Below are 14,057 nucleotides of genomic sequence, written 5' to 3'. Positions count from 1 at the left end.
AACAATTTTTGGGAAAACCCCCGCATCGGGTCGATGCGGGGGTTTTCTGCGTTCAGGACCCGTCGACTGTCCGTGAACGGACAGCGGCGGATCACGTTCTTCAGAGCCGACCCGCCGCTTTCAAAGCCAGATAGGCATCCGCGAGCGCCGGCGCCAGATTCTCCGGAGTCCCGTCGACCACCGTCACCCCGTGACGACGGAGCTGTTCCGCGGTACGCCGACGCTCGCCTTGGGCCTGCGCTGCGGCCGCCGCCTCGTACACGGCCTCGGCGTTGCCCCGGGCCTGCGCCATGCCGGCGATGTGCGGATCGGCTACCGAGGCGACCAGAACGGTGTGGCGTTGAGTGAGCTGCGGAAGCACCGGCAGCAGGCCCTGCTCGACCGGTGCCGCGTCGAGGGCGGTGAGGAGCACGATCAGCGAGCGTCGCGGAGCGGTTCGGAGGGCCGTGGCGGTCAGGCCACGGGCGTCGGTCTCGACCAGTTCCGGTTCGAGTGAGGCCATCGCGTGGACCAGGGAAGGCAGTACATCGCCGGCCGAGCGGCCCTGGACCAGGGCGCGTACCCGGCGGTCGTAGGCGAGCAGGGCCACGCGGTCACCGGCGCGGGAGGCGAGAGCGGCGAGCAGCAGGGCCGCGTCCATCGAGGCGTCCAGGCGTGGGGCGTCGCCCACGCGGCCGGCCGAGGTACGGCCGGTGTCCAGGACCAGGAGAATGTGCCGGTCGCGTTCCGGTCGCCAGGTACGGACGGCGACGGAGGACTGCCGGGCTGTGGCCCGCCAGTCGATCGATCGGGTGTCGTCTCCGGGAACGTACTCGCGCAGACTGTCGAACTCCGTTCCCTCGCCACGGGTCAGCACGCTCGTGCGCCCGTCGAGTTCACGCAGGCGGGCGAGTTTCGACGGGAGATGCTTGCGGCTGGTGAACGGCGGCAGGACCCGTACCGTCCAGGGCACCTTGTGGGAGCCCTGGCGGGAGAACAGGCCGAGGGGGCCGTAGGAACGGATCGTGACGCGGTCGGCCTGGCGGTCGCCGCGGCGGGTGGGACGCAGCCGGGTCGTCACGCGTCGGCGTTCGCCCGGAGGAATGGACAGGCGGTGCCGGGAGGCTTCGATCTCGGTCCCCGGCTGCCAGCTGCTCGGTGGCCACGCGTCCCGCACCTGGGCACGCAGGGGGCGTCGGGACGGGTTGGTGATCGTGAGCGTGACGTCTGCGGTGTCACCGAGACGGGTGGACGTGTCGCCGGAGCGGGTCAGGAGGAGACGGCGTACCGGTGTGGCCAGGGCGTAGTCGCAGGCACAGGCCAGCGCCAGGGGGCCGTTGATCGCGAGGATGCCCGTCCAGCCCGGTTCGAGGAGGCCGACGGGGATCGAGCCGAGGGCCGCGAGGAGGGCGGCGCGTCCGGTGAGTGCCATCAGCGGGGGACCGGGACGTGGGCGAGGATCGCGTTGACGACCGAGTCGGCGGTCACGCCTTCCATTTCGGCCTCCGGGCGCAGCTGGACGCGGTGGCGCAGGGTGGGCAGGGCGAGGGCCTTCACGTCGTCGGGGATGACGTAGTCGCGGCCGGTCAGCCAGGCCCAGGCGCGGGAGGTGGCCAGCAGAGCGGTGGCGCCGCGCGGGGAGACACCGAGGGTGAGGGAGGGCGACTCGCGGGTGGCGCGGCAGATGTCGACGACGTAGGCGGTGATCTCGGGGGACACGGTCGTCTTGGCGACCGCGGCGCGGGCCGCTTCGAGGTCGGCGGGGCCGGCGACCGGGCGTACGCCGGCGGCGCGCAGGTCGCGCGGGTTGAAGCCCGAGGCATGCCGGGTGAGGACGTCGATCTCGTCCTGCCGGGACGGCAGAGGGATCGTCAGTTTCAGGAGGAACCGGTCCAGTTGGGCTTCGGGCAGGGGGTAGGTGCCCTCGTACTCGACCGGGTTCTGCGTCGCGGCGACGAGGAACGGTTCGGGGAGCGGACGCGGGGTGCCGTCGACCGTGACCTGGCGTTCCTCCATGGCCTCCAGGAGGGACGACTGGGTCTTGGGCGGGGTGCGGTTGATCTCGTCCGCGAGGAGCAGGTTGGTGAAGACCGGGCCCGGCTGGAAGGAGAACTCGGCGGTGCGGGTGTCGTAGACGAGGGAGCCGGTGACGTCGCTCGGCATCAGGTCCGGGGTGAACTGGACGCGCTTGGTGTCGAGTTCCAGCGCGGATGCGAGGGTGCGGACGAGCAACGTTTTGGCGACCCCGGGGACTCCTTCTAGTAGTACGTGTCCGCGGCAGAGGAGGGCGACGACGAGGCCGGTCACGGCGGGGTCCTGGCCGACCACGGCTTTGGCGATCTCTGCGCGCAGGGCTTCCAGGGAGGCCCGGGCGGTGCCGGGGTCTCCGCTCTGCCCGGCGTTGTCAGTGGTCGGGTCCATCATGAACGGCGTACCTCTCTTTCGAGGGCGTCGAGTTGGTCGGTGAGTGCGATGAGGGCCGCGTCGTCGCCGGGCGGCGGTCCGAAGAGGAGGGAGTGCAGGGTCTGTCCGTCGCCGGAGAGGTGGGCGGACAGGGCGGGAAGCAGGGCCTCGGGCGCGTGTGCCTGTGTGGCGGGGACGCCCACGAGGGGGGCCAGGCGGGTGCGGGTGGCGGCGCGGAGAGCGGCGGCGGCGCGGTCGCGGGCGTTGGCCTTGCGGTAGAGACGGGCGCGGCCCTCGGCGGTCTCCGAGGCGCGGATCGCGACGGGGAGTTTCTCGGGCACGAGGGGGCCGAAGCGGCGTGCCCGCCAGAAGGCGGCGAGGGCCGCCGCGATGAAGAGCTGCAGAGTGGCCCAGAGCCAGCCCGAGGGGATCAGCTCAAGGATGCTCTTCCGCTCGCCGGACTCGGTGGCGGCGGAGTCGGACAGCGAGGGGAGGTACCAGACCAGATGGTGTCGGGAGCCGAGGAGTTGGAGGGCGAGCGAAGCGTTGCCCTGCTCGTCGAGGCGGTCGTTGTAGAGGATGTCGGGCGCGCCGAGGACGACGGTGTCGCCGCCTTTGGAGGACGCGGGGATGCGCAGCAGGGTGGCGAGGCGTGCGCTGGGGTAGCAGGAGTCGGCGTCGAGGTGGGTGGTGGTGTAGCGGATACCGCCGGTGTCGGCGGTGCCCGCTCGCCGGGCCTCGGGCAGGGCGCAGTCCGGGGCGAGTGTGTCTGTGCCGCTGGTGGCGGGGTCCGCGGTGACCCCGGGGGCGAGCCGCTCGACGGACCAGCTGCCGGGCGCGACGAGGACGGTACGTCCGCCGGAGGATGCCGTCGCGGCGTGCAGCTCGGTCTGTTGACGGTGGCTCAGCAGGTCGGGCACGGCGACCAGCAGGGTGGTGTCGGGGCCGGCGGCGGCGCGGGCCGCACCGAGCGTGGTGACCACGCGGGTGGAGACGCCCCGTTCGGCGAGGAGTCGGGCGACGGCGCGGCTGCCGTAGGGGTCTGCGGAGCGCGGGTCCAGTTCGCCGTGACGGGCGGTGGAGCGTACGGAGGCCATGGCGACGGCCGCGGCAAGGAGCAGTACGGCGGCGAGCGCGATGCCGCGTGCCCGGGTCCAGAGCTGGCGGCCGGTGGGCGCGAGGGAGGTGGTGGCCGGCATGGTCTCGGTGGTCACTCGGCTGCCCCCTGGCGGGTGCTGTGGGCCGTGCCGGTGGTGCTGGCCGGGTTGTCGGCGAGGGTCGGCTTGGTGCGTTCCAGGTCGCGGTCGAGTTCGGCGAGCCGGTGGTACGACTGCTCACCGGCCCGGCGCCCGCCGTATGTGACGTCGTCGAAGTCGCGGGCGGCGGACCGCAGTCGGTCCGCGTGCGCGGGCAGGACGCGGCCGGCCTCGGCGGCTGCCTCGTCGGCGGTGCGGCCGGGGCGTACGTCGAGCAGGGCGCGTTCCTCCAGGGAGCGGACGAGGGCTCGCATGCGCTCCTGGACGGCCTGGTTCCAGTGGCCCTGGGCCGCGTGTGCCTCGCTGGCGGCGCGGTGGTCGGCGGCGGTGCGCGGTCGCTGGTCGAAGAGGGCGGCGGCTGAGGAGGGCTGTCGGCGGGGGGCGCCGAGGCGCCACCACAGGGCGGCGAGCACGGCGACGACGAACAGGACCACGACGAGCAGGCCGACCGTGCCGCCCGGGGTCGCCGAGGCCGCTGTGCTGAACAGCCGGTCGACCCAGTTCCAGAAGGCGTTCAGGGCGCGCTGGAGCAGGCCGGGGTCGTTCTCGTGGTACATCCGCTTGGACAGCTCGCGCCGTGCCGCCTCCCGGGCGGGATCGCGCGGGATGGTCACCGGCGGCTCGTCTCCCGAGCCGCCGGCCGCGAGGAGGGCTGGGTCCGACGCCCGCAGCAGCCGTCGTACGACGGTGGCGGCGGCGCCCGGTGGGGACGCCGCCGTGAGAACTTCCCCCGTGAGCCTCACCGCATCAGCTCCCGGGGACGGGGCCGGCGGTGCCGGTGCCGTAGCTCTGGACGCCGGCGGCGCGGGCCAGTTCCAGGTCGAGGGCCTCGCGGCGGATGCGCTGGTCGATGTAGAGGAGCACGGTGACGCCGGCGCTGATCGGAAGGGTGAGCGTGGTGCCGATCAGGGAGCCGATGCCCCGGATGATCAGGAAGGTCCAGCCGACGGGTTCGCCGCTGGTGCCGAGGAAGTTGCCCATGCCGTCGCCGCTCACGGCGGCTCCGACGAGGGCGAACGGGATGGTGATGATCGCCGAGATGATGTTGGCGATCAGCCAGGCGAGCAGCTGGATGCCGAGGACGCGCCACCAGGAGCCGCGCACCAGCTTGGCGGAGCGGCTCATGGACTTGGTGATGCCCTGGCGTTCCAGCATGAGGGCGGGGGCGGCCAGGTAGTAGCGGATGGCCAGCCACACCGCGACGATGACGCCTGCGAGGATGCCCAGCGCGAACAGCGCCGATCCGCCGGCGTCGCTTCCGCCGGCGAGCAGGACCAGGAAGCCGGGCAGTGCGCCGGCGACCACCACGCCGACGGTGATCAGGCCGAGCAGGATGAGCAGCCCGGCCAGCTTCGGGATCTGCGGGCGGGCCTCACGCCAGGCCTCGCCGGTGCTGACCGGTTTGCCGAGCACGGCACGGCTGGTGATGGTCGTGAGCAGGGCGGTTGCGACGATGACGGCGGCTGCGGAGATGACGGTGACGATCCCGGTGCCGATCATGGACTCGCGCAGGGCGCGGTACACGTCGTCGGGGGTGGCGGTCCGGCTGTCGAGCTGCGCAGTGCTGAGGGCGTCGTTGAGGAAGAAGCCCTGCACCAGGACGAGGCAGGTGTCCGTGACCGCGGCGACGGCCAGCGCGATGCCGAGGACGCTCCGCCAGTAGGTGCGCATGGTGGACACGGCGCCGTCGAGGATCTCACCGACGCCGAGCGGACGCAGCGGGATGACACCGGGTTTGGCCGCGGGCGGGGGGCCGCCCCAGCCGGGGTAGCCGGCCGGGTGGCCGTAGCCGCCGTGGCCGGGCGGAGGGCCGCCGTAGCCGCCGGGAGGGCCGCCGTATCCGCCGGGACCCGGGCCGCCGGGGTGCTGGCCGCCCCACCCCGGATTACCGGGCTGCTGGCCGCCCCAGCCCGGGCCGGGCGGTGGGGGCGGCGGGGCCTGGTGGGGGCTGGGGGCACCGGTGGGCGCCGACCACTGGCCGGGTGGCGGCTGCTCCTTGGACCACTTCCCGCCTGGGCTCTGCGGGTCCGTGCCCGGCTGCGGCGCGGGCTCGGCGGGGCCGGGGCGGTCGGCGGGTTCGGCGGGGCCGGACGCACCGGGTTCCCGACCCTCGGACGACGGGTCGGATCCGGGCGAGGCCCAGCCCGGAGTGTCTGTCATCGAAGCTCCTTCTCGGTGCCCGTCCGCGGTCGCGGCGGCAGGTTGGCAGCCATCGTGCCATGGGCTGGTCACCGGGGTACCGGCCGCGGTAGGGGGGCGGCCACCTTCAATTGTCCGCCGTATCCGGGGCAGACTGACGGCATGGCTGATCAGCAGGCGCGAACCAGCAGCGGGGACAAGCGGCCGACCGACATACCTGCGATCCGATGGGAGGAACCACCAGAAGGTCCCGTACTGGCCCTTCTCGATCAGACGAGGCTCCCGGCCGAAGAGGTCGAGTTGGTGTGCACGGACGCGGCGGCGCTGGTGGAGGCGATCCGTTCACTCGCCGTGCGCGGGGCGCCGCTGCTCGGGATCGCGGGGGCGTACGGCGTCGCGCTCGCCGCCGCGCGCGGCTTCGACGTCGCCGAGGCGGCGCGGGCGCTGGAGGGTGCCAGGCCCACCGCGGTGAACCTGGCCGTAGGCGTGCGCCGGGCCGAGTCCGCGTACCACGCGGAGCTGGCCAGGACCGGCGACCCCACGGCCGGCGCCGTGGCGGCGCTGGCCGCGGCGCGGGCGCTGCACCAGGAGGATGCCGAGGCCAGTGCCCGGATGGCGGCGCACGGTCTGGCGCTGCTGGACGAGCTGCTGCCCGGCGGCGGGCACCGGATTCTGACGCACTGCAACACCGGTGCGCTGGTGTCGGGCGGGGAGGGCACGGCCTTCGCGGTGGCCCTCGCGACGCACCGGGCGGGCCGGCTGCGGCGGCTGTGGGTGGACGAGACGCGGCCGCTGCTGCAGGGCGCCCGTCTCACGGCGTACGAGGCGGCCCGCAGCGGCATGGCGTACAGCTTGCTCACCGACAACGCGGCGGGTTCCCTGTTCGCGGCGGGTGAGGTGGACGCGGTGCTGATCGGGGCGGACCGGATCGCGGCAGACGGTTCGGTGGCGAACAAGGTGGGGAGCTATCCGCTCGCCGTGCTCGCCCGGTACCACCATGTGCCGTTCATCGTGGTGGCGCCGCTGACGACCGTGGACCTGGACACGCCGGACGGCGCGTCCATCGAGGTCGAGCAGCGTCCCGGCTTCGAGGTGACCGAGGTGATGGCGCCGCAGGTGCCGGTGGCGGGACCGGGTGGCGGGGTTCCGGTGGCCCCTCTGGGGACGCAGGCGTACAACCCGGCGTTCGATGTGACGCCGCCCGAGCTGGTGACGGCGATCGTCACCGAGGAAGGAGCGGCCTCACCCGTGACGGCCGAGTCCCTTGCGGAGCTGTGCGCCAAGTCGCGCCGGGTGACGGCGACCTGATCGGCGAGGTCTGATCCCACTCCGAGACAGCGAGGCGGGGAGGGTGAACGGGCGGGGGCGCGGCTGCCGCGGCTCCCTGCCCACTCTCCGTCACTCTCCCCGCAGGGGCCCGAGAAGTCCGGTGATCGGCGGACGGGGGCAGACAGTGACGGTTCCCTACGACTATCGTCACGGGCCAGTGACCTCCCTCACCAGGGCGCCTGTCGCTGTTATGAGAATGGGATGATGTCGTTTATGAAGGGACGAGTCCTTGTCGTCGACGACGACACCGCACTGGCCGAGATGCTCGGCATCGTGCTGCGTGGTGAAGGTTTTGAGCCGTCTTTCGTAGCCGACGGCGACAAGGCGCTGGCCGCTTTCCGTGAGAGCAAGCCCGATCTGGTGCTGCTCGACCTGATGCTGCCCGGACGGGACGGCATCGAGGTGTGCCGGCTGATCCGGGCGGAGTCCGGTGTGCCGATCGTGATGCTCACGGCCAAGAGCGACACCGTCGACGTGGTCGTGGGCCTGGAGTCGGGTGCCGACGACTACATCGTCAAGCCGTTCAAGCCGAAGGAGCTGGTGGCCCGGATCCGGGCCAGGCTGCGGAGGTCGGAGGAGCCGGCGCCGGAGCAGCTGACCATCGGTGACCTGGTCATCGATGTCGCCGGGCACTCGGTGAAGCGGGACGGGCAGTCGATCGCGCTGACGCCGCTGGAGTTCGATCTGCTGGTCGCGCTCGCGCGCAAGCCGTGGCAGGTGTTCACCCGCGAGGTGCTCCTGGAGCAGGTGTGGGGCTACCGGCACGCGGCCGACACGCGGCTGGTCAACGTGCATGTCCAGCGGCTGCGCTCCAAGGTCGAGAAGGACCCGGAGCGGCCGGAGATCGTGGTGACCGTCCGTGGTGTCGGTTACAAGGCCGGGCCGAGCTGACATGTCCGGGGACAGCGCCGCTTCGGCCCCCGGCGGTTCCGGGGCCCGTCCGGGGCGGCCTGTCGGCCGGCCGGCGGCGGGTGCGCGCTTGCGGGGCCTGTTCGACGGCAGGCTGCTGGAGGGCGGGGTCCAGGGCAGCCCGGTGCTGCGGCTGTTCCTGCGCTGGGTGCGCCGTCCGCTGCTGCCGGTGATGCGGCTGTGGCGGCGCAACATCCAGCTGAGGGTCGTGGCGACCACCCTGCTGATGTCGCTGGGTGTCGTCCTGCTGCTGGGCTTCGTCGTGATCGGGCAGGTGCGCAACGGCCTGCTGGACGCGAAGGTGAAGGCGTCGCAGAGCCAGGCCACGGGCGGGTTCGCGGTGGCCAAGCAGAAGGCCGACGAGGCGGCGAGCGGTACCGGTGCGGGCGCCGGTGACGGCGCGTCGACCGCGGACGGGCGGCAGTCGCAGAACGTCATCCCGTGGATGAGCGACCTCGTGGAGTCGCTGTCCAGCGGCGGTGCGGGCGCCTTCGACGTGGTGACGCTGCCCGTGGGTGACGACAGCGGCGGCGGCCGCAGCCCGCGCGGCTCCGGGAACGTCAACCCGACGTCCAGCGTGCCCGCGGCCCTGCGTGAGCGGGTGAACAGCGGTACGACGGCCGTCCAGAGCAACACGCGGATCGTCTATGACGGCGGTAAGGAGTCGCAGCCGGGGCTCGCCATCGGCAAGCAGGTCAACGATCCCAACGGCCGCCCGTACGAGCTGTACTACCTGTTCCCGCTCACGCAGGAGGAGAAGTCCCTCAGCCTGGTCAAGGGCACCCTCGCCACGGCCGGGTTGTTCGTCGTCGTCCTGCTCGGGGCCATCGCGTGGCTGGTGGTGCGGCAGGTCGTCACGCCGGTGCGGATGGCGGCCGGGATCGCCGAGCGGCTGTCCGCGGGGCGGCTCCAGGAGCGGATGAAGGTCACCGGCGAGGACGACATCGCGCGTCTGGGCGAGGCCTTCAACAAGATGGCGCAGAACCTGCAGGTCAAGATCCAGCAGTTGGAGGACCTGTCGCGGATGCAGCGGCGGTTCGTCTCCGATGTCTCGCACGAGCTGCGGACCCCGCTGACCACCGTCCGGATGGCCGCCGACGTGATCCACGAGGCGCGGGAGGACTTCGACCCGGTGACCGCGCGGTCGGCCGAGTTGCTCGCCGACCAGCTGGACCGGTTCGAGTCGCTGCTCGCCGACCTGCTGGAGATCAGCCGTTTCGACGCCGGCGCGGCGGCGCTGGAGGCCGAGCCGATCGACCTCAGGGAGGTCGTCCGACGGGTGGTGAGCGGTGCCGAGCCGCTCGCCGAGCGCAAGGGCACGCACATACGGGTGATCGGCGACCAGCAGCCCGTCGTCGCCGAGGCGGACGCCCGGCGTGTGGAGCGTGTCCTGCGCAACCTCGTGGTCAACGCCGTCGAGCACGGCGAGGGCAAGGACGTCGTGGTCAAGCTCGCCGCGGCGGGCGGGGCCGTGGCCATCGCGGTGCGGGACTACGGCGTCGGGCTGAAGCCCGGCGAGGCGACCCGGGTCTTCAGCCGCTTCTGGCGGGCGGACCCGGCACGCGCGCGTACCACCGGCGGTACCGGCCTCGGGCTGTCGATCGCCCTGGAGGACGCGCGGCTGCACGGTGGCTGGTTGCAGGCGTGGGGGGAGCCGGGCGGCGGTTCCCAGTTCCGCTTGACGCTGCCCAGGACCGCGGACGAGCCGCTGCGGGGCTCGCCGATACCGCTGGAGCCCAAGGACTCGCGCCGCAACCGCGGCCTCGACGACACCGGCGCGCCCCGCGACGGCGGGGAGAAGCGGGCGACCGTTCCGGTGCAGCAGGCCGGCGCCCAGGCGTCCGCGCTGCCGCCGCGGACCCCGATCGCGCCGCGACTGGCCGCGACGTCGGCCGCCGACCCGACCGCCCTGCCCGGCAACGGCAACGGCGCGCGCGTGGTGCCCCGGCCCACCGGTGGCGCCCGGCGTCCGGGCGACGGACCCGCCGCCCCCACCGCACCCGCCTCGTCGGCGGCGTCGGCGGCGTCGGCGGAATCCGAGGCGTCCCAGGCGCCCGAGGCGGCCTCGGGCCGGCCGGGCGCGCCCGCGCCGCAGGATTCGACAGCGCCGCAGGATTCGACAGCGCCGCAGGACTCGAACGAGCCAGGGGAGGCATTTCGTGGCCGCTGACCGCAAGGGGGGCGCGCGGCGGCGGTCGGCGCGCGCGGCGGCGTACGCCGCGTTGGGTGTCGTCCTGCTGGCCGGTTGCGCCTCGATGCCCGACAGCGGGGATCTGCGGGACGTGGAGTCCACGCCGCGGCAGGACACCGGGGTCCGGGTGTTCGCCATGCCGCCGGCCGACGGCGCCGGTCCGGGCGAGATCATGCAGGGCTTCCTGGAGGCCCTGACCAGCGACGACCCCGAGTACGACACGGCGCGCAAGTACCTGACGGCCGACGCGGCGGACCGGTGGCGGCCGGAGCAGTCGACCACCGTCCTCGCGAACGGGCCGACCATCGAGACCGACTGCCGTCCGGGCGGACGGGAGGAGACCAACAGCGTCACCTGCCTGCTGGCCGGCACCCGGGTCGCCACGGTCGACGCGCAGCAGGCCTACCAGCCCGCCGACGGCTCCTACCGCAAGAAGCTGCATCTGACGAAGGACGCCAAGAGCGGACAGTGGCGCATCGACGGGCTGCCCGACGGTGTCGTCATGGGCAAGTCGGACTTCCAGCGGAACTACACGTCCGTCGACAAGTACTACTTCGCCTCCGACGCGGCGGCCGGGGCGGGCGGGCAGCCGGTGGCGGTCGCCGATCCGGTGTTCGTGCGCAGCAAGGTCGACCCCATGACCCAGATGGTCCGCTCGCTGCTGAAGGGGCCCACCACCTGGCTCGGTCCGGTGGTCAGGTCCAGCTTCCCGACCGGTACGGCGCTGCAGAAGGGCGCGTCCGATCTGGCGCCGGACGACCAGAACAAGCTCACGGTGCCGCTCAACCTGAAGGCGTCCCGGGTCGCCGCGGGCAAGTGCACCGAGATGGCGACGCAGGTGCTGTTCACGCTGCGGAACCTGGCGCCGACGCTGGAGTCCGTCGAACTGCGCGGGACCGGCGACGACCGGCTGTGCGAACTGACCGAGGAACGCGCCGAGTCCGCGGCCTGGCACGGGTCGTCCAAGCACCCGGAGTACCTGTACTTCCTCGACGGCAAGCGCCGGGTGGTACGGATGCAGACGGGCAGCACCGGCACGGGGTCCGTCCCGGTGCCGGGGCCGCTGGGCGAGGGCGGCAAGGGGCTGCAGTCCGTGGCGGTGTCGCGGGACGAGCACACCGCGGCCGGCGTCGGCGACGAGGGCAGGTCGCTGTACGTGACGTCGCTGGCGTCGGGCGGTTCGCTCGGTGAGCCGCAGGTGACCAGCGTCGGTGCGACCCCCGAGCAGCGGCTGACCACGCCGAGCTGGGACGCCCGCGGTGACCTGTGGGTGGCCGACCGCGACCCGCACCGGCCGCGGCTGTTCGTCCTGGGCCAGGGCGTCGAGAAACCGGAGCAGGTCGCCGTCCCGGACCTTCCCGGCCAGATCACGGACGTCCGGGTGGCCGCGGACGGGGCGCGCATCGCGCTGGTCGTGGCGGCGAAGGACGGCAAGCAGTCCCTGTACATCGGCCGGATCCAGCGCGACGACGGGACCGGCCAGGGCATCTCGGTGGACGGGCTGCGATCGGCGGCACCGGACCTGGAGCAGGTCAGCGCCATCTCCTGGGCCGGCGACAGCAGGCTCCTCGTCGTCGGCCAGGAGCAGGGCGGTGTGCAGCAGATGCGGTACGTCCAGGTCGACGGCTCCACGCTCGACGGCCCGGCTCCGGGCGCGCTGACCAGCGTGAAGGCGATCGCCGCCTCCGAGGACGAGCGGGTGCCGCTGGTGGCCTACTCGGAGGACGGGATCGTACGGTTGCCGTCCGGGGCGCAGTGGCAGAAGGTCGACAAGGACGGGACGGCGCCGGTCTATCCGGGCTGACGGGCCGGAGGAGCGGAGCAGCCGAAGGAGCCGGAGGGCTGGACCGCGGCCCTTGGCCGTGCCCGTGGCGCGCGGACGCTCCGAGTTATCCACAGGGCGTTGTCCACAGGGGTGGCCGCCCGGCCCCGGCGTTGGCACAGTGGTGGTCATGCGGGGGTGGTGGCAGGACCTCACCGACCTGGTGCTGCCGGCCGACTGCGCGGGCTGCGGTGCACCTCGTACGGCGCTCTGTCCGCGGTGCCGGGCCACGCTGGACGCGGGTGTTCCCCGGCGGGTGCGGCCGGTGCCGGAGCCGGCCGGGCTGCCGGTGGTCAACGCGGTGGCTCCCTATGCGGCGGAGGTGCGTGCTCTGCTGCTCGCGCACAAGGAGCGGGGCGCGCTGCTCCTCGCGGGAGTGCTGGGTACGGCTCTGGCGGGGGCCGTTCGGGTGGGCCTCGGCGAAGGCGGAGCAGGTTCCGTCGTCGGCGCGGGGCCGGCCGGGGCGCCGGGGCGTGGGCCCGTGCTGCTGGTTCCGGTGCCGTCCAGCCGGTGGGCCGTTCGGGCGCGCGGGCACGATCCGGTGCGGCGGATGGCGCTCGCGGCGGCCGGAGAGCTGCGGCGCACCGGGACGCCGGCCCGGGTGGCGGCCGTGCTGCGCCAGCGGCGGGCCGTGGCGGACCAGGCCGGGCTGGACGCGCGGCGGCGCCTGGAGAATCTCGCCGGGGCGCTGGAGGTGGGCCCGGGCGGTGGCCGGCTGCTCGGCTCGGGCCGTGTCGTGCTCGTCGACGACCTGATGACGACGGGTGCCTCTCTCGCGGAGGCCGCGCGGGCGCTGCGGGAGGCGGCGGTATCCCGTCGCGAGGGTGGATCGGCCGTGTATGAGGCCATAACTCGGGAAGGTAGGGAGGAACGACGGATCGATGTACGGCGGGAGCGGAGGGAGTGGGTGCACGGTGCACCGGAAAAGGCGGCCCCGAACGTCCTCGGCAGGGTGCTCCATGCCGCAGTGATCGCCGCCCCGCGCGATTCTTTCGAAATAGCCAGGAACTGACCGCCGACCTGCATCGTTGCAGGTAGTGAGAGAGATAATTCAGCTGAACGGAGGTACGCCGCAGTAGAGGGTGACGACATCCGTCCGGGCGAGATATGTTCGGGTGTGAGGAAAGGCGCAGGCCACACCTCACTTATACGAATGCCGTGCTGCGGGTTTTTCCGCAATCACCCGCGCCGGTGGGATGGAGCTCTCGCCCATGGGGGAGGAGGAGGTGGAAGTCACCGAGTCCGAGGTCCGGTGATCACCGGACCTGGTGCAAAAGGGAGATGCTCCGCCGATGCGGCGGAGCGATCCGGGAACGGAGTTCTGCGTGGACATCGTCGTCAAAGGCCGCAAGACCGAGGTGCCCGAGCGGTTCCGCAAGCACGTGGCCGAGAAGCTGAAGCTGGAGAAGATCCAGAGGCTCGATGCCAAGGTGATCAGCCTCGACGTCGAGGTGTCCAAGGAGCCGAACCCCCGTCAGGCCGACCGCTGTGACCGAGTGGAGATCACGCTCCGCTCCCGCGGTCCGGTGATCCGGGCGGAGGCGGCGGCCAGCGACCCGTACGCGGCACTCGACCTGGCGGCAGAGAAGCTGGACGCCAGGCTGCGCAAGCAGCACGACAAGCGGTTCTCGCGCCGAGGCGCGCGCCGGATCTCGGCGGCGGAGGTCCCCGACCACGTCCCGGGCGCGGCGACGCTGAACGGCAGTGGCCTCCCCGTCCAGGAGGAGGAGACGGACGGCGTGCCGACCAAGAAGATCGGCTCGCTGGAGGTCAAGGGCGAAGGCCCCCTCGTCGTCCGCGAGAAGACCCACGTCGCCTCCCCGATGACCCTCGACCAGGCCCTCTACGAGATGGAACTGGTCGGCCACGACTTCTACCTCTTCGTGGACTCCGAGACGAAGGAACCGAGCGTCGTCTACCGGCGACACGCCTACGACTACGGCGTGATCCACCTCAGCACGGACCCGATGGTCGCCGAGGCGCAGCCCCCCGCGGCCGGTGGCACGCTGGGCGGTTGACCCACCCGGCT

Annotated in this window: 11 protein-coding genes; 6 read left to right on the top strand and 5 right to left on the bottom strand. The window is 72.8% G+C overall.

Going from position 1 to position 14,057, the window contains the following annotated elements; all coding sequences use genetic code 11:
- Positions 1-100 precede the first annotated feature (100 nt).
- From IEZ20_RS03780 to IEZ20_RS03760, 5 genes are read right to left on the bottom strand one after another with little or no spacing between them, the layout of a single operon-like run.
- Complete coding sequence (locus IEZ20_RS03780) at positions 101-1,411, bottom strand: DUF58 domain-containing protein (RefSeq protein ID WP_189294605.1); 1,311 nt, start codon at positions 1,409-1,411, stop codon at positions 101-103.
- Positions 1,411-2,400: an AAA family ATPase gene (locus IEZ20_RS03775; protein WP_189294604.1), complete on the bottom strand. Its 990-nt coding sequence runs from the start codon at positions 2,398-2,400 to the stop codon at positions 1,411-1,413. Before IEZ20_RS03775 ends, IEZ20_RS03780 begins: the two co-directional genes overlap by 1 nt.
- Positions 2,400-3,581 (bottom strand): DUF4350 domain-containing protein, encoded by a 1,182-nt coding sequence (locus tag IEZ20_RS03770; RefSeq protein WP_373303888.1) that lies wholly within the window; start codon positions 3,579-3,581, stop codon positions 2,400-2,402. The genes IEZ20_RS03775 and IEZ20_RS03770 overlap by 1 nt, the downstream gene beginning before the upstream one ends.
- 11 nt (positions 3,582-3,592) lie before the next feature.
- The gene (locus IEZ20_RS03765; protein WP_189294602.1) at positions 3,593-4,381 is read right to left on the bottom strand and encodes a DUF4129 domain-containing protein; all 789 of its coding nucleotides are present in this window, start codon (positions 4,379-4,381) and stop codon (positions 3,593-3,595) included.
- 4 nt (positions 4,382-4,385) lie between these two features.
- A complete protein-coding gene (locus IEZ20_RS03760) occupies positions 4,386-5,798 on the bottom strand; it encodes a glycerophosphoryl diester phosphodiesterase membrane domain-containing protein (protein WP_189294601.1) in 1,413 nt (470 codons plus the stop codon).
- 141 nt (positions 5,799-5,939) lie between these two features.
- Between IEZ20_RS03760 and mtnA the strand changes: the two genes are divergently transcribed.
- From mtnA to hpf, 6 genes are all read left to right on the top strand, one after another.
- Complete coding sequence (gene mtnA, locus IEZ20_RS03755; protein ID WP_189294600.1) at positions 5,940-7,085, top strand: S-methyl-5-thioribose-1-phosphate isomerase; 1,146 nt, start codon at positions 5,940-5,942, stop codon at positions 7,083-7,085.
- A 222-nt stretch (positions 7,086-7,307) separates the two neighbouring features.
- On the top strand, positions 7,308-7,997 hold the full coding sequence (mtrA, locus tag IEZ20_RS03750) for a two-component system response regulator MtrA (RefSeq protein ID WP_187279108.1): 690 nt from the start codon (positions 7,308-7,310) through the stop codon (positions 7,995-7,997).
- A 1-nt stretch (position 7,998) separates the two neighbouring features.
- Positions 7,999-10,185: an MtrAB system histidine kinase MtrB gene (gene mtrB / locus IEZ20_RS03745; RefSeq protein WP_189294599.1), complete on the top strand. Its 2,187-nt coding sequence runs from the start codon at positions 7,999-8,001 to the stop codon at positions 10,183-10,185.
- On the top strand, positions 10,175-12,010 hold the full coding sequence (locus IEZ20_RS03740) for an LpqB family beta-propeller domain-containing protein (RefSeq protein WP_189294598.1): 1,836 nt from the start codon (positions 10,175-10,177) through the stop codon (positions 12,008-12,010). The genes mtrB and IEZ20_RS03740 overlap by 11 nt, the downstream gene beginning before the upstream one ends.
- Positions 12,011-12,158: 148 nt before the next feature.
- The gene (locus IEZ20_RS03735) at positions 12,159-13,040 is read left to right on the top strand and encodes a ComF family protein (RefSeq protein ID WP_189294597.1); all 882 of its coding nucleotides are present in this window, start codon (positions 12,159-12,161) and stop codon (positions 13,038-13,040) included.
- Between the two features lie 313 nt (positions 13,041-13,353).
- A complete protein-coding gene (hpf, locus tag IEZ20_RS03730; RefSeq protein ID WP_373303887.1) occupies positions 13,354-14,046 on the top strand; it encodes a ribosome hibernation-promoting factor, HPF/YfiA family in 693 nt (230 codons plus the stop codon).
- Positions 14,047-14,057: the final 11 nt, after the last annotated feature.

This window comes from Streptomyces cinerochromogenes (assembly GCF_014648635.1).
Taxonomy (GTDB): Bacteria; Actinomycetota; Actinomycetes; order Streptomycetales; family Streptomycetaceae; genus Streptomyces; species Streptomyces cinerochromogenes.
Note: the sequence above shows the minus strand (reverse complement) of the source record. Positions and strands in the feature narration are given on the sequence as shown.